This window comes from Streptomyces sp. NPDC058525, from assembly GCF_042719495.1.
Taxonomy (GTDB): Bacteria; Actinomycetota; Actinomycetes; order Streptomycetales; family Streptomycetaceae; genus Streptomyces.
Genome location: NZ_JBHXNP010000049.1, coordinates 41334 through 63291, shown reverse-complemented (window position 1 = coordinate 63291; position 21958 = coordinate 41334). Strand labels below are relative to the sequence as shown.

General features: G+C 71.4%; 22 protein-coding genes, 1 tRNA gene and 1 pseudogene. 7 read left to right on the top strand and 17 right to left on the bottom strand.

Annotated elements, in window-relative coordinates:
• Positions 1 to 356: hypothetical protein (locus tag ACFWP3_RS22855; protein WP_384224026.1), on the bottom strand; the 356-nt coding region annotated here is incomplete at its 3' end.
• Between the two features lie 476 nt (positions 357 to 832).
• Here ACFWP3_RS22855 and ACFWP3_RS22850 point away from each other — a divergent pair.
• Complete coding sequence (locus tag ACFWP3_RS22850; RefSeq protein ID WP_384224019.1) at positions 833 to 1249, top strand: hypothetical protein; 417 nt, start codon at positions 833 to 835, stop codon at positions 1247 to 1249.
• Here ACFWP3_RS22850 and ACFWP3_RS22845 read toward each other — a convergent pair.
• Together ACFWP3_RS22845 and ACFWP3_RS22840 are read right to left on the bottom strand one after the other, a co-directional pair.
• Positions 1235 to 2032: a helix-turn-helix domain-containing protein gene (locus ACFWP3_RS22845; RefSeq protein ID WP_384224016.1), complete on the bottom strand. Its 798-nt coding sequence runs from the start codon at positions 2030 to 2032 to the stop codon at positions 1235 to 1237. The genes ACFWP3_RS22850 and ACFWP3_RS22845 overlap by 15 nt on opposite strands.
• A 39-nt stretch (positions 2033 to 2071) precedes the next feature.
• Positions 2072 to 3877, bottom strand: coding sequence for an FAD-dependent oxidoreductase (locus ACFWP3_RS22840; RefSeq protein WP_384224013.1), 1806 nt, complete (start codon positions 3875 to 3877; stop codon positions 2072 to 2074).
• A 186-nt stretch (positions 3878 to 4063) separates the two neighbouring features.
• Between ACFWP3_RS22840 and ACFWP3_RS22835 the strand changes: the two genes are divergently transcribed.
• Complete coding sequence (locus ACFWP3_RS22835) at positions 4064 to 4369, top strand: 4a-hydroxytetrahydrobiopterin dehydratase (protein ID WP_069922660.1); 306 nt, start codon at positions 4064 to 4066, stop codon at positions 4367 to 4369.
• A 220-nt stretch (positions 4370 to 4589) separates the two neighbouring features.
• On the opposite strand, the gene ACFWP3_RS22830 is transcribed toward ACFWP3_RS22835, so the two are convergent.
• The 7 genes from ACFWP3_RS22830 to ACFWP3_RS22800 form a co-directional block, all read right to left on the bottom strand.
• The gene (locus ACFWP3_RS22830; protein ID WP_384224010.1) at positions 4590 to 4904 is read right to left on the bottom strand and encodes an RICIN domain-containing protein; all 315 of its coding nucleotides are present in this window, start codon (positions 4902 to 4904) and stop codon (positions 4590 to 4592) included.
• Positions 4905 to 4915: 11 nt separating this feature from the next.
• Positions 4916 to 5764: an aldo/keto reductase gene (locus ACFWP3_RS22825; RefSeq protein ID WP_384224008.1), complete on the bottom strand. Its 849-nt coding sequence runs from the start codon at positions 5762 to 5764 to the stop codon at positions 4916 to 4918.
• 91 nt (positions 5765 to 5855) lie between these two features.
• The gene (locus ACFWP3_RS22820) at positions 5856 to 6626 is read right to left on the bottom strand and encodes an ABC transporter ATP-binding protein (RefSeq protein WP_384224005.1); all 771 of its coding nucleotides are present in this window, start codon (positions 6624 to 6626) and stop codon (positions 5856 to 5858) included.
• Positions 6623 to 9499 carry an ATP-binding cassette domain-containing protein gene (locus ACFWP3_RS22815; protein ID WP_384224002.1) on the bottom strand — a complete coding sequence of 959 codons (2877 nt, stop codon included), beginning with the start codon at positions 9497 to 9499 and terminating at the stop codon, positions 6623 to 6625. The genes ACFWP3_RS22820 and ACFWP3_RS22815 overlap by 4 nt, the downstream gene beginning before the upstream one ends.
• A 9-nt stretch (positions 9500 to 9508) precedes the next feature.
• Positions 9509 to 10777, bottom strand: a complete 1269-nt coding sequence (locus ACFWP3_RS22810) for an ABC transporter substrate-binding protein (protein WP_384224000.1) — start codon at positions 10775 to 10777, stop codon at positions 9509 to 9511.
• A 133-nt stretch (positions 10778 to 10910) separates the two neighbouring features.
• Positions 10911 to 12734, bottom strand: a complete 1824-nt coding sequence (locus tag ACFWP3_RS22805; protein WP_384223997.1) for an AMP-dependent synthetase/ligase — start codon at positions 12732 to 12734, stop codon at positions 10911 to 10913.
• 109 nt (positions 12735 to 12843) lie between these two features.
• Positions 12844 to 13695, bottom strand: coding sequence for a LysR substrate-binding domain-containing protein (locus ACFWP3_RS22800; protein ID WP_384223995.1), 852 nt, complete (start codon positions 13693 to 13695; stop codon positions 12844 to 12846).
• A 129-nt stretch (positions 13696 to 13824) separates the two neighbouring features.
• On the opposite strand from ACFWP3_RS22800, the gene ACFWP3_RS22795 reads away from it, so the two are divergent.
• Both ACFWP3_RS22795 and ACFWP3_RS22790 read left to right on the top strand, forming a co-directional pair.
• A complete protein-coding gene (locus tag ACFWP3_RS22795) occupies positions 13825 to 14868 on the top strand; it encodes a bile acid:sodium symporter family protein (protein ID WP_384223992.1) in 1044 nt (347 codons plus the stop codon).
• Between the two features lie 9 nt (positions 14869 to 14877).
• Positions 14878 to 15309 (top strand): (2Fe-2S) ferredoxin domain-containing protein, encoded by a 432-nt coding sequence (locus tag ACFWP3_RS22790; protein WP_384223989.1) that lies wholly within the window; start codon positions 14878 to 14880, stop codon positions 15307 to 15309.
• Between the two features lie 100 nt (positions 15310 to 15409).
• Here ACFWP3_RS22790 and fdhD read toward each other — a convergent pair whose 3' ends face one another.
• Positions 15410 to 16237 (bottom strand): formate dehydrogenase accessory sulfurtransferase FdhD, encoded by an 828-nt coding sequence (gene fdhD / locus ACFWP3_RS22785; RefSeq protein ID WP_384223986.1) that lies wholly within the window; start codon positions 16235 to 16237, stop codon positions 15410 to 15412.
• A gap of 218 nt (positions 16238 to 16455) precedes the next feature.
• Here fdhD and ACFWP3_RS22780 point away from each other — a divergent pair, with 218 nt between their 5' ends.
• From ACFWP3_RS22780 to ACFWP3_RS22770, 3 genes are all read left to right on the top strand, one after another.
• A complete protein-coding gene (locus tag ACFWP3_RS22780) occupies positions 16456 to 17397 on the top strand; it encodes a beta-ketoacyl-ACP synthase III (RefSeq protein ID WP_384223983.1) in 942 nt (313 codons plus the stop codon).
• A gap of 157 nt (positions 17398 to 17554) precedes the next feature.
• Positions 17555 to 17642: transfer RNA gene (locus ACFWP3_RS22775), tRNA-Leu, on the top strand.
• Positions 17643 to 18443: 801 nt separating this feature from the next.
• Complete coding sequence (locus tag ACFWP3_RS22770) at positions 18444 to 18572, top strand: hypothetical protein (protein WP_384223980.1); 129 nt, start codon at positions 18444 to 18446, stop codon at positions 18570 to 18572.
• Positions 18573 to 18699: 127 nt separating this feature from the next.
• Here ACFWP3_RS22770 and ACFWP3_RS22765 read toward each other — a convergent pair whose 3' ends face one another.
• From ACFWP3_RS22765 to ACFWP3_RS22740, 6 genes and pseudogenes are all read right to left on the bottom strand, one after another.
• Complete coding sequence (locus ACFWP3_RS22765) at positions 18700 to 19131, bottom strand: hypothetical protein (protein WP_384223977.1); 432 nt, start codon at positions 19129 to 19131, stop codon at positions 18700 to 18702.
• Between the two features lie 73 nt (positions 19132 to 19204).
• Positions 19205 to 19510, bottom strand: a complete 306-nt coding sequence (locus tag ACFWP3_RS22760) for a hypothetical protein (protein ID WP_384223974.1) — start codon at positions 19508 to 19510, stop codon at positions 19205 to 19207.
• Between the two features lie 159 nt (positions 19511 to 19669).
• Positions 19670 to 19888, bottom strand: coding sequence for a hypothetical protein (locus ACFWP3_RS22755; RefSeq protein WP_384223971.1), 219 nt, complete (start codon positions 19886 to 19888; stop codon positions 19670 to 19672).
• Between the two features lie 303 nt (positions 19889 to 20191).
• Complete coding sequence (locus ACFWP3_RS22750; RefSeq protein WP_384223968.1) at positions 20192 to 21040, bottom strand: helix-turn-helix domain-containing protein; 849 nt, start codon at positions 21038 to 21040, stop codon at positions 20192 to 20194.
• A 26-nt stretch (positions 21041 to 21066) separates the two neighbouring features.
• Positions 21067 to 21597: a DUF6879 family protein gene (locus ACFWP3_RS22745; protein ID WP_384223965.1), complete on the bottom strand. Its 531-nt coding sequence runs from the start codon at positions 21595 to 21597 to the stop codon at positions 21067 to 21069.
• Positions 21581 to 21829, bottom strand: a pseudogene (locus ACFWP3_RS22740) (hypothetical protein); the annotation flags it as partial. The pseudogene ACFWP3_RS22740 and the gene ACFWP3_RS22745, both read right to left, overlap by 17 nt.
• Between the last annotated feature and the right edge of the window lie 129 nt (positions 21830 to 21958).

The following is a 21958-nucleotide window of genomic DNA, read 5'->3' as shown; positions in this document are numbered from 1 at the left end:
GTCTTCCCGGACAGGCGCAGGCCCTGCGGGTGGGCCTTGGAGGCGACCGAACCGTCGGGCCCGGCCGCGAGGTTCACGTCGACGTCGCGCCACTGGCCCGTGGCGGGATCCTTGAAGCGGATCGGTCCGGCCGCGACCTCAGCGGTCAGCGAACCGTCCTGGTTCACCCATGTGGTGGACGTCTCGGAGCGCTCCGAGAGCGCCTCCACGCGGTGCTTGTACAGCCGCGCGGCCACCCGGGCGGACGGTATGTCAGCCGCGGACTGCGCGGTCTCCTTGGCCTGCTTCGACTTGTCGGCCGCGGCAGCGGGGGAGGCGACGGCGGCCTCGGCTCCGTAGATGGTCGACACGGTCATCACGACGGCCAGCGCGGCGGCCGTGGCACCCAGCCCGGCCGGCGCCCTGAACGGCGAACGGACGCGCCCCACGGGCCCGTCCGGTCTTCTTCGGTAACGCAAGATCCCCCCAGGGGATGAGGATCGACCGCCTGCACATCGCAAGTGATCACTGGCTTGAAACGTAGCCGTCCCTACAAGATCCAAAATCGCCACCAAGCGCGTGAAGTGATCCATTCCGTAAGCGGAATGACATCTCATTTCGGTCACGACGGCACCGGTTGGGCGGAGTTCAGCCCAACCGCCATAAAACTACTGTTCGGTAGCACCTCTGCCGAGCCCTCAACGGGACTGCCTGCGCGCCGCGTTACCTCCGAGGTAATCGACCTCGCCGGTGGCCGGGCGGCAGGCTGGAGGTATCGGGTTCCGGGGCCGCGCACTCGGATCCGGAACCCGTGCCCCTCCCCGTACCCGACCTCGACGGAGGCTGATTCCCCATGTCCGCAACCCTGATCGGCAGCATCGCCCGCACCGCCGAACCGCAGTCGATGCTGCGCCGCTTCCTCGCCCTCGACTCCTTGGTCACCACCGCCAACGGGCTTGCGTACGCCGCCTTCTCGGCCCCGCTGGGCCGGCTGCTCGGGGTCGGGCAGGGGCTGCTGCTCGGGCTCGGGATCCTGCTCGTCGCGTACGGCGCCGCGGTGGGCCTGCTGGCCTCGCGCAGGCGTCCGCCGGCCCTCCCGGTGAAGCTCGTGATCGAGACCAACTACGCCTGGGCGGCCCTGAGCCTGGTCTCCCTCGCCGTCTGGTTCTCGCCGACCGCCGCCGGAGCCGTGTGGATCCCGGCGCAGGCGCTCGTCGTCGCGGGATTCGCACTGCTCCAGCAGCTCGCCCTGCGCTCAGTCGCCAAGTGAGCGCAGGTACTTCGCCGTTGCCGGGTCGGCCGGGAGCATCGTCTCGATGGCCAGCTCGGCTACGGTCACGTCCATCGGCGTGTTGAAGGTCGCGATCGAGGACACGAAGGACAGCACGTGGCCGTCGTGCTCGATGACGAGCGGCAGCGCGATGTACGGGACGGGTTCGTCCGCCTCGGGTTCGCCGCCCGCGCGCTCGGCGACCGGATAGGCCGCGACCTCCTCGTACAGCGCGCGAAGCGACTCCGACCGGGCCAGCGCGATCTGCCGCTCCATCTGCTCCAGCAGATGCCCGCGCCACGCCCTCAGATTGCGGATCCGCGGCGCCAGGCCCTCGGGGTGCAGGGTGATCCGCATGGCGTTCAGCGGCGGGGCCAGCAGGTGCTCCGGCAGCCCGTCCATCAGCATCATGATGCCCCGGTTGGCGGCGACGACGTGGTAGGTGGCGTCCACGACCAGCGCCGGGTAGGGCTCGTACCCGGTCAGCAGCCGCTCGATGCCCTCGCGCAGCGCGGCCATGGACGGGTCGTCCAGGGCGGTCTGCGCGTAGTGCGGTGCGTAACCCGCCGCCAACAGCAGGGCGTTGCGCTCCCGCACCGGCACGTCCAGCCGGTCCGCGAGCCTCAGCACCATCTCCTGGCTCGGCCGGGACCGCCCGGTCTCGATGAAGCTGATGTGCCGGGACGAGGAATCGGCGCGGCCCGCCAGCTCCAGCTGGCTGATGCCGCGCCGCTCCCGCCACGTACGGAGCAGGGCGCCGACCGTGGGCATCGTGGTGGTCATGCCCTCGACGGTAGCCGAGCGCGCCCTGCGCCGCCCCGGTCAGCCCAGGTCGAAGACGTTCCGCAGGCCCATCCGGTAGCGCCACAGGTCGTGCCGTTTCGCGGGCTCGACCTCCGGGGCCCGGTACAGCGGCCGGATCGTGCACCGGTCGGTCCGCGAACCGTCGCGGTCCAGGAGGGAGTTGACGGCGGCCCGGGCTGAGGCGTTCGCGCCCTCCATCGTCGCCAGGTCGATGTCGACCGCCACGTAGTCCCCGCTGAGGAAGAAGTTCGGGATGCGGGTGCCCGCGCTCGGCCGGTTGTGGAAGGTGCCGGTCGGGTGGATCAGCAACTCGTCCTCGTTGGTCGGATTCGGGGTGCCCAGCCCGTCCACGCCCGGATCCAGGAACCACGAGTGCAGCGCGGAGTCGCTCAGCAGCGTCCTCCCGGTGTCGTTGAGGGAGGCCTTCAGCTGGGCCCACACCTCGCGCGCCACCTCCTCGCGGGTGCACTGCTTGGCCGTCTTCCCGTACAGCATCCCGGGCTTGTCCCACTCCGAGATGTCCACCGACAGGCAGTCCACCGCGGCGCCGTCGCCGTAGTCGGCGGGGAAGTCGCGGGAGGGCCAGTGCTCGGCCTGCTGGATCGCCGTCAACGACCAGGGGGAGTCGATGCAGTTGAGGTGGCCGTGCACCAGCGGAGCCCGCTCGGTGAGATAGAACTGGATCCCCGTCATCCAGTCCGTCTCCAGCCTGTCGCAGCGCCCCAGCATCGGATCGGCGGCCCGCAGCGCCGCGCTCCAGGTGCGCCGGGCGTGCTCGACGGGCAGGGCCGAGACGTAGTGGTCGGCGGTGACGGTCTGCCGCGCGCCGGTCGGGTCCAGGACGGCGACACCGCTCACCCGGCCGTTCCCGTACTGCACCTCCCGCACGGTCCAGCCGACCTTGAACTCCACCCCGAGGGAGCGCAGATGGGCCTCCCAGGGGTCGATCCACGCCTCGTTGGTCGGCAGGTTGAGGATCCGGTCCGGCGGGCCGTCCGCGCCGCGGCCCAGCAGGTTGAAGACGAAGGCCTCGCCCAGGGTGCCCACGGTCCGGGTGGAGGCCTCCTCCGCCTTGGTGGCGACGATGTTGCGGGTGATGCCGACGGCGAGGATCCGCTGGTACTCGTTCGACATCCGCGCCGCGCGGACGAAGTCCCACCAGGGGGTGTGCTCCCAGACCTCGTTGCGCCGCTCGTCGCAGCTGGTGAGGAAGACCAGTACGCGGTTCACGAAGTACGCCGTCTCGTGGAGCGGCAGCCGGACCAGCGACTGCAGGATGCCGGTGAGGGCGCGCCGGATCTCTTCGGGCGTCAGCTCGGCGGGGGAGTGCTCCGGCCAGGGGATCGGCCCGCGCAGGTCCTCGCGGCCGCCCGCCCGGGCGAACATCATCTCGCGCGGCGCGATGAGGTTGTCCCACACCCCGTTCGCGTTCCCGGGGAACGGGATGCGCCGCATGGTGTCGGGCAGGTTGTGGTAGATGCCGGGGATGAAGCGGAAGCCGTGCTCGGCGGGCAGCGGCCGGCGCCCGCCCCGGGCGCTGCCGGGCACGTCCATGCTGCGCGCCTTGCCGCCGAGCGCGCGGCGTTCGTACACGGTGACGGCGTAGCCGCGCTCGGCGAGTTCGTGCGCCGCGGTCAGCCCGGCCACCCCGCCGCCGAGCACGGCGACGTGCCGGCCGTTCGGCGCGGCTCCGGCGCCCGATCCCGTCGCGGCCGTCGCGGCAGCCGCCGGCGCGGCGGTCAAGCCCGCCGACAGGGCTCCGCCGGCCGTGGCGGCCGCGGTGCCCGCGATGAACGTACGTCTGGAACTTCCTGTGCTCACCATCGAGGTGCCGCCCCTTCGTTCCCTTGTTACCACTGGTAACGGTCGCGTCCGGCGCAGGAGCCTAAGGGGACCGGGTGGGGCGCGGAAGGCCGGGAAAGTACCCGAGCGCACTATGGCGCGAAAGGGTCGCTCCGGCGCGCACTGTGGGAACCTTGACTCCACGTCACGGGGAAAAGGAGCCGGTGCATGCCGAGTGAACCGCTGTCACAGAAGGAGATCGAGGACCGGTTGCGGGAACTCCCCGGCTGGGCCTTCGAAGACGACCGGATCTTCCGGACCTACCGGCTGGGCACGCACTTCGCGGCGAGCGCCCTCGTCGCCCACATCGCCTCCGTCCAGGAGGAGTTGAACCACCACTCCGACCTGACCCTCGGCTACAACACGGTCCGGCTGTCGGTGAACAGCCACGACGCGGGCGGTGTGGTGACGGCGAACGACTTCGCCCTCGCCGAGCGCGTCGAATCCCTCGCCCCGGCCCACGGCGCGAGCTGAAGCCGCACCGCGTGCCGGGCCCCGAAGAGGCCCGGCACGCGGCTGCGCACGCCGCACGCCGCACGCAGCACGCAGCACGCCGCACGCAGCACGCCGCTCGGCGCGCCGGCCCGCTACACCCGCTCCAGGCGCCACCACTGCGCCGGGGAGTCGGTGTCCTCGCCCTGGCGGGCTCGCCCCTCGCCGTCGGCCTCCAGCGGCAGACCGCTGATGCACGCGATCAGGGAGACCACGCCCGGATCGTCGAGGTGCTCCTCGACGATCCACTCCTGCGCGCCGAAGGCGTTGGCCACACCTGCACCCGGGCGCCGCTGTCCGTGGAGGCGTTCGCGACGTCGAGGCGGCGCTCGTTGTCCTCGCTCACGACGTGGAAGATCCCGCCGCCGCTGTGCACCGGCGAGATCCGCCACCGGCGGGCCGCCTCCGGCGCGGGCGGCCCGTCGGGGCCCACCCGTACCCGGGAGGCCCCCTCCAGCTGGAGCACCAGGCCGCTGTCCACGTTGCGGATCCGGTAGAGCCCCTCGGAAAGGTTCACGCGGGCCCCGCTCACACGTCGAAGACGGCCGGGTCCGGACCGATCCGCCGGGCCGCCGAGCCCGCGCCCAGGGCGTCCAGCGCGGCGACGTCCTCGGCGTCCAGCTCGAAGCCGAAGACGTCCAGGTTCTCCCGGATCCGCGAGGGGGTCACGGACTTGGGGATCGCGACGTTGCCGTGCCCCAGGTGCCAGCGCAGCACGACCTGCGCGGCGCTGCGCCCGTGCTTGGCGGCGATCGCGGCCACCACCGGGAGCGTCAGCAGCTCCTTGCCCTGGCCCAGCGGGGACCAGGCCTCGGTGGTGATCCCGCGCTCGGCGTGCAGCGCGCGCAGCTCGTCCTGCGGGAACAGCGGGTGCAGCTCGATCTGGTTCACGGCCGGCACCAGCGCACTCGCCCCGGCCAGCCGGTCCAGGTCCGCCGGGCGGAAGTTCGACACGCCGACCGCCCTGGCCCGGCCGCTCGCCGCGATCTCCTCGAAGGTCCGCCAGATGGAGACGAAGTCGTCGCGCATCGGGCGCGGCCAGTGGATCAGGTACAGGTCGACGTGGTCGAGGCCCAGCTTGGTGAGCGAGTCGTCGAAGGCGCGCAGCACCGCGTCCCGGTTCCAGGTCTGCTTCGGGCCGTTCCACAGCTTCGTGGTGACGAACAGCTCCTCGCGCGCCACCCCGGAGGCGGCCAGGCCCCTGCCGGTGCCGGCCTCGTTGCCGTAGACGGCCGCCGTGTCGATGCTGCGGTAGCCCGCCTCGAGCGCGGTCGCGACGGCCCGCTCCGCCTCCGCGTCCGGCACCTGCCAGACGCCGAAGCCGAGCTGGGGCATCAGCGTTCCGTTGCTGAGCTTGACGGTGGGGACCTGGTTCACGTCTGGTCGTTCCCTCTGGTCGATGGGCGGCGTCGTACGAGGGGCGACAACCGGCCCCTCGTACAACGTATTCCCGCCACCCCCGGACGGATCACGCCGTCCCGAGGTACGCCTCCCGCACCAGCGGGTCCGCCCGTACCGCGGCCGGCGGCCCCTCGGCGAGCACCGACCCGAGGTCCAGTACGACCACCCGTGCGCACAGGTCCATCACGAAGGCCACGTTGTGCTCGACCAGCAGCACCGCACAGCCCTCCTCCCGCGCGAGGCGCCGCACCACCGCCGCCAGCCGCTCGCGCTCGGGCGCCGACATCCCGGACGCCGGCTCGTCCAGCAGCAGCACCCTCGGCGGATCGGCCACCGCCCGCGCCAGCTCCACCATCCGGGCCTGCCCGACGGGCAGCCCGCCGGCGTACGAGGCCCCCAGCGCGCCGATCCCGCAGCCGGCCAGCACCCGCTCACCGTGTTCCCGGCGCGCCCGCTCCCGGGACCGCCGGGCCGGGAAGGCGACCAGATCGGCGGCCAGCCCGCCCCCGCCGCCCCGCCACTCCTGCGCGACCAGCAGGTTGTCGGCCACGCTGAGCTGGCCGAAAAGCTGCTGGCGCTGGAAGGTCCGGCGCATCCCGTGCCGGGCCCTCCAGACGGGGGAACGGCGGGTGATGTCCACCCCGTCCAGCAGCATCCGCCCCTGGTCGGGCCGCCGGATCCCCGACAGCACGTCGAACAGCGTGGTCTTCCCGGCCCCGTTCGGCCCGATCAGCCCGCACACCTCGCCCGCGCGGACGCCGAGGTCCACGCCGGTCAGGGCCCGGACCCCGCCGAAGCGCACGCCGACGCCCCGGGCCTCCAGTACGTATCCGCTCATGTCGCCATCCCCAGGTAGGCCTCGGTGAGCCGGTCCGCCTCCACCTCGGAGCGCGGGCCGCACCAGGAGACGCGGCCCTGGGAGAGGTAGGCCACGGTGTCGGCGATCCCGAGGATCTCTGCCGCCTTCTCCTCCACCAGGAGCAGCGCGGTCCCGGCGTCGCGGAGTTCGGTGAGCAGCGCGTACACCTCCTCGACCACGCGCGGGGCCAGCCCGAGCGAGGGCTCGTCGGCGATCAGCACCTCGGGCGGCCGCTGGAGCAGCGGGGCCAGCGCCAGCATCTGCTGCTCCCCGCCGGACAGGGCCCCGGCGGCCACCCCGCGGCGTTCCGCTAGGCGCGGGAAGCGGTCGTATACGGCGGCCCGGGCGGCGGGGTCCCGCAGGTACAGGGCCAGGTTCTCCTCGATGGTGAGCCCGGGGAAGATGCCACGGCCTTCGGGAGCGAGCACCACGCCGGACCGGGCCCGCTGCACGGGCCCGTCGCGGGTCGTGTCCCGCCCGTTGACGAGGACCGCCCCCGCGGTGGGGGCCAGGGCCCCGGCGGCCACCCGGCAGGCGGTGCTCTTGCCGGCGCCGTTGGGTCCGAGCACGGCGAGGATCTCCCCCCGGCGCACGGCCAGCCCGACACCGTGCAGCACGAGCCCACCGTCATACCCGGCCGCGACCCCGCGCAACTCGAGCGCCGGCCCACCGGGGCTCCGCCCGACAGAATCGGGGCTCCGCCCCGGACCCCGCTCCTCAAACTCCCCCAGACTCCGTCCGGGGGGACCCCCAGGAGGGGCTGGACTCTGGCTGCTGTCGGCCGCCTGGCGGGGCTGGATTGCGCGGAGCGCAATTTCAGCCCCGCCTGGGGGCACCTCCCAGCGGTAGCTGGGGGAGTTTGAGGCGCTGGGGGTACCCCCAGCGGTAGCTGGGGGAGGGTCCGGGGGCGGAGCCCCCGAAGGGGCCGGGGCAGGGCCCCGCCCCCCGGCCTTGCGCTTCGCACGGCGGACCGGGACGGCCGCGCAGTAGCCGTCGGGATCGTTGGCCAAGGCCAACCCCGCCAGGCCGAACAGGATCACCGGCAGATGGGCCGAGGCCGTCACGTAGTCCGCCAGCACCCGCGGGGCAACGGCGAACACCAGCCCCGCCACCACCGCGTACTGCGGCCTCCGCACACCCGCCGCCACCACCACCGCCAGCCACACCAGCCCCGTCATCGCCGTGAAGTCCGTGGCCGTGATGCGGGTGTTGAACGACGCGTACATCACCCCGCCGAACCCGGCCAGCCCCGCCGACAGCGTGAACAGCAGCAGCTTCGTCCGCAGGACGGACACCCCCGAGGCCATCGCCGCCGCGGGCGCCGACCGTACGGCCAGCATCGCCCGCCCCGACGGGGACCCCCGCAGTGCGCTGAGTCCGGCGGCCACCACCGCGACCACGACCACCAGGGCCACCCCCAGCGCCCGGTCGTCGGACAGGTCCACCGGCCCGAACACCGGCCGCGGGATCGGCCATCCGGAGTCCCCGTTGCGCAGCCACCGCAGCTGGAACAGCACCTGGTCGGCGAGGAACGCCAGGGCCAGCGTGGCCAGCGCCAGTGACCGGCCGCCCAGCCGCAGCGCCGGCAGCGCGACCAGCGCCCCCAGCACGGCGGCCACGCACGTCCCGACCGCCAGCGCCGCCACGAACGGCCAGCCCCGGCTCATCATCAGCCCGGCGACCAGCGCCGCCCCGGTCACGAAGGTGCCCTGGGCCAGCGAGACCATCGCCCCGAGCCCGGTCACCACGGTGAAGGACATGAACACCAGCCCGATGGCCAGCCCCTGCGCCAGCAGCCCGCTCCAGAACGGGGTGGTCACGGTGTAGAAGGCGACGCACAGGGCCACCGCGCCCGCCGCCCACACCCCCCACCGCCGCCCCCACGCGGCCCCGGCCAGATGGTCGACCGGCGGCGCGTCCACGGCCGCCACCCCCGCCGCCCGCGCCCGGCGCGTCATCACCAGCAGGCCCGCGAACAGGATGAGGAACGGTACGGCCGTACGGAAGCCGGTGATGCCCTCGGCGAAGGAGGCGTACCCGGCCACCAGGTTCTGCAGCACCCCGAGCCCCAGCCCGCCCGCGAAGGCGAGCGGCACGGAGGCGAACCGTCCGATGACCGCCGCCGTCGCCGAGACGAACAGGAACAGGGTGAAGTCGTGCGCGGACAGCCCCAGCAGCGGCGTCGCCAGCACGCCCGCCAGCCCGGCCAGCGCCGAGGCGATCATCCAGGCCACGGAGGAGAGCCGGTCGGCGCTGATCCCGCGCAGCTCGGTCAGCGTGCGGTTGTCCACGGCGGCCCGCAGCAGCAGCCCGAGCCGGGTGTGCCGCATCAGCACCCACAGGGCCACCGCCACCACCGCCGTCACCACCCAGGTGATCAGCTGGTCGGAGTCGATGCCGACGCCCTCCGCGAGCTGCCAGGACTTCGCCGGGCTCGGCCCGACCCCCGGCAGCCCGAACTGGTTCTCGGCGGGCTTCACGGGCGCGCCCGCGTCCGCCAGCAGCTCCACCGCCCACAGCCCGGCCGCCGGCAGCGCCACCAGCAGCCCGATGGTCGCCACGATCTGCGCCGTCTCGCCGACCTGCGCGAGCCGCCGGAACATCAGCCGGTCCAGCCCCCAGCCGAGCCCGGGGGCCAGGACGAACACCACGAGCAGCGCCGTGGGGACCGCCGGCCAGCCCAGGCCCGAGTGCAGCTCGTAGAAGGTGAGCGCGCACAGGTAGGCGGTGGCCCCGTGCGCGAAGTTGAACAGCCCGGACGCCGAGTACGACAGCACCAGCCCGGTGGCGAGCAGTGCGTACAGGGCGCCGGAGACCAGGCCGCTCAGGACGAAGCCGAGCAGATCTCCCATGCCGCGGCCCTACTTGAAGGGGATGGGCTCGTGGCACTTGAACGGGACGGAGACCTCGTACGCGCCGTTCTTCAGCTGTACGAGCGCCCCGCAGCCGAAGCTGTCCTTCTGCCCCTTGGGCTCCGCCCGGTCGCCGACGAGCGTGCCGGTGTCGGAGAAGCCCTGCGCGGCGGCCTGGAAGGACTCGACGGTCAGGTCCTTGCCGGCCTTCTGCGCGATGGAGACGAAGAGGTCGGCCGACATGTAGCCGGTCAGCATGTGCATGTTGAGCGGCACGTCCTGCCCGCCCGCCGCGGCCTTGATGTCGGCCTTGAACTGGGCCATCTTCGGGTTGTCCGACTCGAAGGGCTCGAACTGGAGCAGCACGTGGACCCCGTCGAGCGCCTGCTTGGTGGCGTCCTTGGCGAGCAGGCCCGGGTCGTAGTCGGTGGGGTCGGACAGCAGGCCCTGGTAGCCGCCGCGCTTGAGCGCGGTGAACAGCCCGATGTTGTTGGGGGTCTGCATGACGGAGACCACGGCGTCGGGCGCCTTGCCGCCGTTGCTGCCGAGGATCTCCTTCACGTACGCCGACCAGTCGCTGGGCACGGCGGTGCCGGGCACGGAGGCCTTGGCGTAGGAGACGGTGAACCCGGCGCTGGCGAAGCCCTGCTGGAAGGTGCGGATGCCGAACTTCCCGGCGTCGCTGTCGTTGGCGATGATCGCCACGGACTTGCCCTGTGCCCCGCCGAGGAGCTGGGAGATGCCCTCGGGCCAGGTCTGGTTGATGGTGCCGCCGGGGGTGGGGACCAGGCAGCCGTTGAAGCCGTAGATGTACTTGGGTCCGCAGAAGGAGGGCAGGGTGCCCCAGCCGAAGGTGGGGACCTTCTCCTGTTCCAGGAAGTCGGCGCCGGAGAAGGTCACCGAGCTCATGGGGGCGACCGCGAAGACCTTGTCCTGCTGGACGAGTTTGCGGGCGGCCGCCATGTTCTTCGAGGGGTCCTGGCCGTCGTCCTCCGCGCCGAGGTAGTCGATCTTCCGGCCGTTGACGCCTCCCTCGGCGTTGGCCCTCATGTAGCGCGCCTTGGCGCCGAGATCGGTGTCCTTCTTGCTGTAGCCGCTCGCGCTGGTCATCGACACGATGCCGCCGACCTTGATCGACTCGGCGGTCACCCCGCGGCGGTCCCCGGGCGTGGCGCCGGGCTTGCCGATGTCGTTGCCGTTGGTGGAGGCGGAGTTGCAGGCGGAGACGAGTGCGAGGACTGCCGCCGCGGCGGCAAGGGTGCGGATCGGTCGCGACATCTGGGGATCCCCTCCGGTCGGAATTCCCGCATTCTGTGCGCGACCTGACGCATCGTCAATATTGTTGGCAGCGGCGATATGACGAACCGTCAGGAGAGCTGGGCGGAGCCTCCGGGGCCGGGAACCGGCCTGCTCACGGCTGGTACAGGGCCGCGACCTCCATCGCGTACGCCTTCTCGATCGCCCGGCGCTTGAGTTTCAGGGAGGGCGTCAGCAGCCCCCGCTCCTCGCTGAACTGCTCGGGCAGCACCCGGAAGGTGCGGATCGCCTCCGCCTGCGAGACCAGGGTGTTGGCCGCCACCACCGCCCGCCGGACCTCCGCCGACAGGTCCGTGTCGTGCACCAGCTCCGCCGCCGGCCGCTGCGGCAGGCCGCGCATCGACAGCCAGTGCGCGATCCCCTCCGGGTCCAGCGTGATCAGGGCCGCGATGTACGGCCGGTCGTTGCCCACCAGAACGCACTGGGCCACCAGCGGATGCGAGCGGACCCGCTCCTCCAGCGCGGCCGGCTGCACGCTCTTGCCGTTGGAGGTCACCAGGATCTCCTTCTTGCGGCCCGTGATGGTCAGGTAGCCGTCCTCGTCCAGCCGCCCCAGGTCCCCCGTCGCCAGCCAGCCGCCGCGCAGCACCTCCTCCGTACCGCGCGGGTCGTTGAGGTAGCCCGAGAAGACGTGGCCGCCGTGCAGCCAGACCTCCCCGTCGTCCGCGATGTGCACCGTGCCGCCGGGGATCGGCGGGCCCACCGTGCCGTACTTGGTCGCACCCGGCGGGTTCGCCGTGGCCGCCGCGCTCGACTCGGTCAGCCCGTACCCCTCGAAGATCGTGATCCCGGCCCCGTCGAAGAACAGCCCGAGGCGGCGCGACATCGCCGATCCGCCCGACATGGCGTGCCGCACCCGGCCGCCCATCGCCGAGCGGACCTTCCCGTACACCAGCTTCTCGAAGACCTGGTGCTCCACCCGCAGCCCCGCGGAGGGCCCCGGCCCGCTGCCGAAGGCCTTCTGCTCGCGCGCCTCCGCATACCGCACGGCCGTCTCCACCGCCCGGTCGAAGGGACCCGTGCGCCCCTCCGCCTCCGCCTTGCGGCGGGCGGCCGCGAAGACCTTCTCGAAGACGTACGGGACCCCGAGCACGAAGGTCGGCCGGAACGCCGCCAGGTCCGGCAGCAACTCGGCCGCCGTCAGCTGCGGCTGGTGACCGAGCTTGACCCGCGACCGGATGGCGGCCACCTCCACCATCCGCCCGAAGACGTGCGCCAGCGGCAGGAAGAGCAGCGTCGACGGCTGCTCGCCCGGACCCGCCTGGAAGACGGACTCCCAGCGGCTGACCATCGTGTCGGCCTCGAACATGAAGTTGGCGTGCGTGAGCACGCACCCCTTGGGCCGCCCGGTGGTCCCCGAGGTGTAGATCACGGTCGCGACCGCGTCCGGGGTCACCGCGCCGCGATGACGGTGCACGACGTCCTCCGCGACCCCGCGCCCGTCGGCGACCAGCGCGTCCACGGCCCCCGCGTCGAGCTGCCACAGCAGCCGCAGCCGGGGGAGCCGGTCGACGACCGAGCCCACCGTCATGGCCTGGTCCTCGTTCTCGACGACGCAGGCCGTGCACTCGGAGTCGTGCAGGATCCACTGCACCTGCTCGGCGGAGGAGGTCGGATAGACGGGCACGGGCTGGGCGCCGATCGCCCACAGGGCGAAGTCGAAGAGGGTCCACTCGTAGCGGGTACGGGACATGACGGCGACCCGGTCACCGAACCGCACCCCCTGGGCCAGCAGCCCCTTCGCGAGCGCCAGCACCTCGGCGGCCAGCTCCCCGGAGGTCACGTCCCGCCAGACGCCGCCGGTCTTGCGGCCCAGGACCACCCGGCCCGGTTCCTCGTGCGCATGGCGGAAGACGGAGTCGGCCAGACCGCCGACGGGCGCGCCCGTGACGACAGGTGGGACGGTGATCTCGCGCAAGGCCCCGCTCCTCTCCGTACGGCGCGGCGACGCTACCCCACGCCGAACGGCAGTTGATCAGCCTGCGCATACCTCCACAAGACCTCCTCAGCGGGGTTCCGCGCGCGGGTCACGCCGTACGGCTCAGCCGGTCCGCCCCCGAGAGGATCGCCGAGGCCAGCGCCTCGGCGGCGGCCGGCACGCGGGCGCCGCGCAGCAGCGCGAACTCCACCGAGCCCAGCTCGGGCAGCCCGCCGACACGGACCAGCCCCGGCGGGATCAGCCCGCGCGTGTGGGCCATCACGCCCAGGCCCGCCCGGGCCGCCGCGATCAGCCCGCTCAGGCTGCCGCTCGTACAGGCGATCCGCCACCGCCGCCCGTCCCGCTCCAGCACCTCCAGGGCCCGCGCCCGGGTGATCCCCGGCGGCGGGAAGACGATCAGCGGCACCGGGCGCTCCGGATCCACCCGCAGCCCCTCCGCCCCGATCCACACCATCCGGTCCCGCCACACCAGCCGGCCCCGCTCGTCGCCCGGCCCCCGCCGCTTCGCCAGCACCAGGTCGAGGCGCCCCGCGTCCAGCCGCTCGTGCAGCGTGCCCGACAGCTCCACCGACAGCTCCAGGTCCACCTCGGGATGCTGGTGCCGGAACCCCTCCAGGATCTCCGGCAGCCGGGTCAGCACGAAGTCCTCCGAGGCCCCGAACCGCAGCCGCCCCCGCAACCGGGTCCCCGTGAAGAAGGCCGCCGCCCGCTCGTGCGCCTCGAGGATCGTGCGCGCGAAGCCCAGCAGCGCCTCGCCGTCCTCCGTCAGCTCCACGCTGTGCGTGTCGCGCAGGAACAGCGGCCGGCCCGTCGCCTCCTCCAGCCGCCGCACGTGCTGGCTGACCGTGGACTGCCGTACGCCGAGCCGCCCGGCGGCCTGCGTGAAGCTGAGCGTCTGGGCCACCGTGAGGAACGTGCGCAGCTGGACGGGGTCGTACATACCGTCCACGCTACCGCGCCCATCACGGATCGCGATGACAGTGAGTGTGGTGTGCGGGTTTCCCGATCACCACGCCACCCCCGACGATGGGAGGGAGACCGTCCCCCAGAGGAAGTGAGCACCCCGCGCATGCGACGCCCGCACCTCCCCGCCTGGCTGCCCCTGGACCCGTACATCCTGGCGCTCCTCGGCACCGGCGGCCTCGCCGCGCTGTTCCCCGCCCGCGGCGCGGCCGCCACCGTCGCCGGCGGCGCGTCCACCGCGGCCGTGGCCCTGCTCTTCTTCCTCTACGGCGCCCGGCTCTCCACCCGCGAGGCCCTCGACGGCCTGCGCCACTGGCGGCTGCACCTCACCGTGTTCGCCTCCACCTTCCTCCTCTTCCCCCTCCTCGGCCTCGCCGCCGGGGGCCTGGTGCCCGGAGTGCTCACCCAGCCCCTCTACAGCGGCCTGCTCTTCCTCTGCCTGGTCCCCTCGACCATCCAGTCCTCGGTCGCCTTCACCTCGATCGCCCGCGGCAACGTCCCGGCCGCGATCTGCGCCGGCTCCTTCTCCAGCCTCGCCGGCATCCTCCTCACCCCCCTCCTCGCCGCGGCCCTGCTCGGAAACGGCGCGGGCGGCTTCTCCCTGGACTCCCTCTTCAAGATCGTCCTCCAGCTCCTCCTGCCCTTCCTCCTCGGGCAGTTCCTGCGCCCCTGGGTCGGCGGCTTCCTCGTACGCAACCGGTCCGTCCTCGGCTACGTCGACCGCGGCTCGATCCTGCTCGTCGTCTACGCCGCCTTCAGCGTGGGCATGGTCGCCGGGATCTGGCACCAGGTGAGCATCGCGCGGCTCGGCGCCCTGATGGCGGTGGAGGCCGTCCTCCTCGCCGTCATGCTGCTCGTCACCTGGTACGGGGCGAAGCGCCTGGGCTTCGGCCGGGCGGACCGCATCGTCATCCAGTTCGCCGGGTCGAAGAAGAGCCTGGCCGCCGGACTCCCCATGGCCAGCGTGCTGTTCGGGCCGCAGGCGAGCCTCGCGGTGCTGCCGCTGATGCTGTTCCACCAGATGCAGCTGATGGTCTGCGCGGTCCTCGCCCGGCGCCGCGCCGCCGATCCGGTGGATCCCGAACCCGCCGCAGACCGTGTGGCGGAGGTCTCGCCCGCGTCCCAACAGCCCACCGGTCAGGCTCGATAACGTTCGGTGGTGACCTGGATACGTCCGAACGGCGCCCACGCCGAACGCCCCTGCACCCTCGTGGTCTGCCGCGGCTGCTGCTGCGGCGACCCCCGCAAGAACCCCGGCACCGACCATGCCGGGCAGCTCGCCCGGCTGCGCGAGGCCGCGGCCGCCTCCGGGGGACGGCTGGCCGTCCGTACGAGCGAATGCCTCGGGCCGTGCGCCCAGGCCAACGTGATCGTGGTCCAGCCCACCACCGAGGCCCGCCGCCGCGGAGCCCGCGCGGCCTGGTTCGGCTGGGCCCTGGACGACACCGCCACCGACGAGATCATCGCCTGGGCCGAATCCGGCGGCCCCGGCACCACACCGGTCCCGCCCGCCCTGGACCTGCTCCGCATCACACCGCCGGCCCCCGCCCCGGCCGCCCGCGCCACGCGCCGCACCCGCCGCGGGCGTTGAGCCGGCGGCGGCGCGACGGGGATGGGGACGGGAACGGGGACGGGGACGGCGACGGGGGCGCCTGCGGCCGCCGACGGCATCAGCGGCGGCGGCCCGGGGATCACACCGTGATGCGTTCCTCGCCCGCGTAGATGTTCATGTCCGGGCCGCGCAGGAAGCCGACCAGGGTCAGGCCCGTCTCCAGGGCCAGGTCCACCGCCAGCGAGGACGGGGCCGAGACCGCCGCCAGGATCGGGATGCCCGCCATCACGGCCTTCTGGGCGAGCTCGAAGGAGGCCCGGCCCGACACCAGCAGCACCGCGCCGGTCAGCGGCAGGCCGCCGGACTGGAGCGCCCGCCCGACGATCTTGTCCACGGCGTTGTGCCGGCCCACGTCCTCGCGCAGGTCCAGCAGCTCGCCACCCGCCGAGAACAGCCCGGCCGCGTGCAGCCCGCCCGTGCGGTCGAAGACCTTCTGGGCCGCGCGCAGCCGGTCCGGCAGCGCGGCCAGGAGATCCGCGGAGATCCGTACGGGGTCGGCGGCCGGCGTCGGGAAGCGGGTCGCCGTGCGGACCGCGTCCAGGCTGGCCTTGCCGCACAGGCCGCAGGAGGAGGTGGTGTAGACGTTCCGCTCCAGCGTGATGTCCGGCACGGGAACCCCGGCCGCCAGCTGCACATTGACCACGTTGTAGGTGTTCGTGCCGTCCTCGGCCGCCCCCTCGCAATAGGTGACGGCCCGCACGTCCGAGGCCTTGGCGAGCACGCCCTCGCTCACCAGGAAGCCCACCGCGAGCGCGAAGTCGTCCCCGGGGGTGCGCATCGTGATGGCCAGCGGTTTGCCGTTCAGCCGTATCTCCAGCGGCTCCTCGGCGACCAGAGTGTCCGGGCGGACCCCCACCGCGCCGTTCCGGATCCGGACGACACGACGACGCTCGGTGACCCGTCCCATGGCGATCAGTCCACCCCTTCGGTTTTTTCTTGCGGTTCTCGCACGTGTCCGACAACCTCATTGTCGCGGTTCCGCTTCCTGCACCCTCCCCGGCTGCCGGATCCTCGGGAATCTCCAAATTCCGGCACCGGAATCCTGTCGGGTCACGCGCACACGTACCCACCAGTAGCAGGCAAAGCTGGGTGATCCTGACTTCCGTACGAGGGGGGACCCCGCCCATGACCGGTTCACGCGTGGTGGCGCTAGGGCACTACCAGCCCGCGAAAGTGCTCACCAACGAGGACCTCGCGGCCATGGTCGACACGACGGACGAATGGATCCGGTCCCGGGTCGGCATCAAGACGCGCCACATCGCGGGTCCGGACGAACCGGTGGACGAGCTGGCCTTCCAGGCTGCGGGCAAGGCCCTGGCCGGCGCCGGCCTGACCCCGGACGACATCGACATGGTCCTGGTCGCCACCTCCACGGCCATCGACCGCTCGCCCAACATGGCCGCGCGCGTCGCCGCCAAGCTGGGCATGGGCGGCGGCCCCGCCGTCATGGACATCAACGTCGTCTGCTCGGGCTTCACGCACGCCCTGGCCACCGCCGACCACGCCATCCGGGCCGGATCCGCCTCCCGCGCCCTGGTCATCGGCGCCGACAAGATGACCGAGATCACCGACTGGAGCGACCGCAGCACCTGCGTGCTCACCGGCGACGGCGCCGGCGCGGCCGTGGTCGAGGCCTGCGACGAGCCGGGCATCGGCCCGGTGCTGTGGGGTTCGGTCCCCGAGATGGGCAACGCCGTACGGATCGAGGGCTCGCCGCCGGTCTTCGCGCAGGAGGGCCAGTCCGTCTACCGCTGGACCACCAGCCAGCTCCCGCCGCTCGCCCGCAAGGTGTGCGAGAAGGCCGGGGTCCTCCCGGAGGAGCTGGCCGCGGTCGTCCTGCACCAGGCGAACCTGCGGATCATCGAGCCGCTCGCCGCCAGGATCGGCGCGGTCAACGCCGTCGTCGCCCGCGATGTCGTCGACTCGGGCAACACCTCGGCCGCCAGCATCCCGATGGCGCTGTCCAAGCTGGTGCAGCGCGGCGAGATCCCGACCGGAGCCCCCGTACTCCTCTTCGGTTTCGGCGGGAACCTTTCCTACGCGGGCCAGGTCATCCGCTGCCCCTGACCCGGGCGAGACGCACCGTATCGCCATGCCCGCCGAGACATGCGTGCAGGTCAGCACGGCGTGGCGGACAGCAGCCGCTCGGATAAGTGGTCGGAGCCCCGCCGATCCTTTGCTATTGTTGTCCATGTCGCCGCGGGAAACCGGGGCCGACCACCTGGTCCGGGTGGCGGAATGGCAGACGCGCTAGCTTGAGGTGCTAGTGCCCTTTATCGGGCGTGGGGGTTCAAGTCCCCCCTCGGACACCAGCAGAGACCCCAGTTGATCTGGGGTTTTTCTGTTTCTCCGGCTGTGGCGTGACCAACCACGTGACCAACAGCCGAGCGAACTTCCTGGTCAGACCAGGGATGACAGGCCGAGTCGGCCCGCACCGGAGGCGGCGAGCTTCCGCGCTCCGTCCCTACGTGAGTGGCCGTACCGGGCCATCGTGTAGCCCGGCGAGTGGTGCCGGACGTTCGCAGAGACCTCTACGGGGTTCTCCCCAGCCTCCAGGTCGTTCGTGACCTTGCTGTGGCGCCAGTCGTGAATCCGGAAGTCCTCCGGCAGGTGCAGGCGTGCCCGGAGGGTGCGCCACCGCGCCGAGACCTTCTCGGGGTCCTGGGGCCCCCGGCCTCACTCCGGTACAGCTTGAAGCCGTCCCGAGCGAACACCAGGTCGTGATCAACCCACGCGGGTCCGAGCCGTTCCCGCTCCTCGTCCTGGCGCTGCGTCTGCCACTTGAGCACGTTCATGACGCTCTGATCCACATAGATCCGCGCGTTGGCGTCTCCGTCCTTGGTCAGCTTCCGCAGGCGGTAGACGTTGCCTTCCTCGACTACCACCCAGCCCAATTCGATCGACCCCTCATCCCAGTGGACGAGGGACCACTTCATACCCAGGGCCTCACTGCGACGGACACCAGTCGCGGCGTAGACGGTCCACAGTGGGGCATCCCGGAGGCTGTGATGGGTCAGGCCGCCATCACAGGCTCGGTTGCCGCAGGGCTCCCACACCGAGCCCAGGAAGCGTGCTGTCTGCCCATTCCTCAGCCGACCAGCGCGGAGCGTGACGTGAAGCGCGCCACGGTCGTTCAGATGGACGCCTACCGCCCGACCCTGAAGCCCGTTCCGGTAGACGTGCCGGTGAAGCGGCAGGCCGCTCCGGTTTCCGATTCCAACCCGTTCCGCGCGCTGCTTTGAACGGTCCAAACAAACCAATGAAGCCCCGGCGAATCGCCGGGGCTTCTTTCGTTGCTTCGACTATGCGTGTGGGTAAGGCAGTTCGGGACGGGATCCGTTCGGGAAACAGGACGCCAGGGCTAGCGAGCTACGCTCGGTAGAGCGAAGGGCGCTCGGCAACCTGGTCGGGGCCGAGGCCGTCCACGGTCAGGTTGCCGGTCCACAGGTGGTCACGGTGGGCGCAGGTCGCTTCGAAGCTGACTCGCTTCCCGCCGGGCTCCAGCTTCCAGCCCTGGTCATGGAATTGGGCGATGCGGTCGCTGCCACAGACAAACGAGCGGGTTGCCTGGATCAGAATCCACTGTGCAAGTTCGGTGTCCTTGGCGGCGGGCCTGCCGCAGGTGCGGGCCATCTGCCAGAGCCGGGGCCATTCGACGCCGGGGCTCAGGGGGCCGATGACGGCCACCTCTCCGATCCGTCGTTCGTCAAGGTGGTGTGTGGCGTAGCCGAAGACCGCACCGAACATGGCGAACACCGTGATCCGACTGCTTCCGGTGAGGCCCTCGTCATTGCTGCTCATCTTTGGAACCCTTGGGTGTGGCGGTCCGGGCGCCTTAGACACGCCCGGACCGCTTCCGTTCAGTGAGAGTGGATCAGCAGCCGTCGCCGTCACCGCAGCACGCGGGCGGGTTGCAGTCCTTCGCCGCGCCCCACAGCCGGTCATCGACGTAGAAGCCAGCCGCCCTGACGCGGTCCACCACGGAACCGATCAGCGGACGGGTGCGGACGGTGGCCTTGGGCTCGTGTCCGAGGAAGAACCCGAACTGTTCGTCGCACCAGGCGGCGTACGCCTGTGTGTGGAGCACGAACGAGTGCCATCCGGGGTCCGACACCTTCTCGAACAGCTCGGGACTGACGAGGTCCCGCCCGTGCCGTAAGGCGACGGGGGATTCCAGCATGGTCGTCACAGTGAGATTCCCTCTCTCGACGGTTGGGGGCCGGCTACGCGGCGGGCGGGGGCGGGAACTTCTCTCCGCCGCCCTCGGTCTTGTCGCGGGGGTCAGTCATGCCTGCACCTCCTGATCTGCTTGACGGCCTGGTGAGGCCGTCTCCCGCCCTCAGCGGGCGGAAGTCTCCGTGACCCTCATGGCCTCGGCAATCTGCTCCACCACGGCGGCGGGGAGCATCCCCAGGTGCACGTACGGGAGGCCGTTGTAGGTGACCGTGGGCCGTATGCCACTCCCTGCCGCTTCGGGGATGCCGAGGGCGGCCAAGGCGGCCCGTATGGACTCGGCGGCATCAGTGGCTCGTGTCCGGCCGTCTCTCCAGGTCTGCATGTCCATCAGTGGCCGGTCCCGTGCATCCGCAGCAGGATGTTGCAGTCAGCGATCGTGCTGCTGTCCCGCTCCATCGCAGCGGCCTTCCGGAGCTGGCCCAGCCGCGCGCACTCGGGGCAACCAGCCACCGGCCGGGGCGAGGGGCGTTCCTTCCGCGTAGGCAGCATCACCGTTGGTTCGTGCCACCGATTCGGTTCCGTCTTCATTACGCCGTGCCCTCCCGATCGCTTCCGAGGTCGATGGAATGACCCTAGAAAGCGGGGGACGGAGCGGGCCACGGTCTTGCACGACCTTGCACGCGAACTAACCGAGGGACGTGATCGCATCCGAGATCAGAGCCCGAGCGGGTGCACCGTAGACAGCGAGCTTGGACAGCTCGGAGAACGCCTTGGCGTACGTGGCAACCTCGCTGGGCGCCGTGACGTTCACTGCGGCCGTGAGTAGCTCCACGCTCGCTTGGCGGCCGTCGAAGAGATAGAAGGCTTCCAAGGGCCAGACACGCCGCTGGGCCGTGAAAGGGATTACCCCGAGGCTCACGTTCGGAAGCGCCATGACAGCCAACAGGTAGCCGAGCTGTCCAGCCATGACGGCAGCGTCGCCAATGCGATAGCGAAGCACCGTTTCTTCCAACAGCAGTGCGAAGCGGTGGTTGCCGTCATGGAGCACGCGAGAGCGCTCGATTCGGGATGCTGCCGCCGTCTGCGAGTCGTCAGGGGTGCCTTGAAAGGCGGCAATGGTCGATAGCAGAGCTGCCGCGTACGCCTCGGTCTGGAGCATGCCCGGCACCACGTTCGAGCAGTACACGCGGAAGTGGCGGGTCTGCTCGTAGAGAGGGACAACCTCCTCCTGCGCCCGGCGCATGCCGTGCCGGTGCAGCTTTTGCCAGTGGACATACATCTGGTCTGCTTGGCGGTTCGCCGCGATCAGATCGTCGGTCTGGTCCTCCGCTCCGCACGCTTTGCACCAGGCGCGGATGTCGGCGGCCGATGCAGGGGTCTTGGCCCGCTCAATGCGGGACGACTTCGCGGGACTCCAACCGCACCGAAGAGCCAACTCATGCCCGGTCAGCTCCGCGTCTTTGCGTAGGCCCCCGAGACGGGCGGCGATGGCTTCACGGGCGGCCTGGGCGCTGGACGAGGGGGACGCAGACATGAGTGGGCTCTTCGTATTCCGTCAGGTCAGACCGTGAACTTCTCGTGCGGGATGCCGCGCTCCCAGACCGCCTCGAACGCAGCCGAGGCCAGCCGTGCCACAGCGGGCTCGGAACGAACCTCCCAGCCAGGCTCGGACCAGTTCCCATCACCGGAGAAGTGGTTGAAGAGCACGATCTCTCCGTCGAACACCCAGCAGTCGTTTCCGGGAAGCGCAATGTCCGAAGCCTGCCGCCTGGGCAGCCAGCGAACCTGCTCCCCGGCGTGAAGGTTGACCACGGTGCCGGCGTGCTCGTACCGGATGTAATCCGTTACCGGTTCCGATACGACGCGGGCACGGCGGACGGTCACTCCTCGGGCCACGGTGCTGCAAATCAAATCAACCCAGGGCGTCCAGTAGGTGGACGCCGGGTCAATGTCGCGCTGGCCCGTACGCTTCCAGGTCTCGAAGTCCTCGGCCTCATCCCCGACGCCGTACGAGTCGCGCAGCTCCAGGTGCACAGCCGAGTGCTTGGCTGCGGCCAGCAGCTCGTTGGGGCCCGGCTCGTTCTGTGACATCGCGCGCCTTCCTGGGCATCGGCACCATGCGGGCCGGAATCCGAATCACGGCTTCGTGCGGCGGGATGCCCGGAGCGTGCCCGGGAACCTCGAACGCTGCACACTCTGCCTCAAGCTTCTCGTCTGGCTTCAAGCCCTGAAGCACCAGCTCCCCCTTCTCCTCGTCCACCCATACGGTGGGGGAACCCTGCTGCCCGGTGTCTGGATCAATCCCGATGAACCGTAGTGCCATGACTGCCTCCGGTGTCGAGTGGCTTACGCCAACTTGCACGAGCTTCGTCCTGAGGGCACGGCAGCGTCAAGGTTGGCGAGCGTCTGCACGGTCGCTGGAGAGCGCTTCTCAGCCAGTCTGGAGACCCTG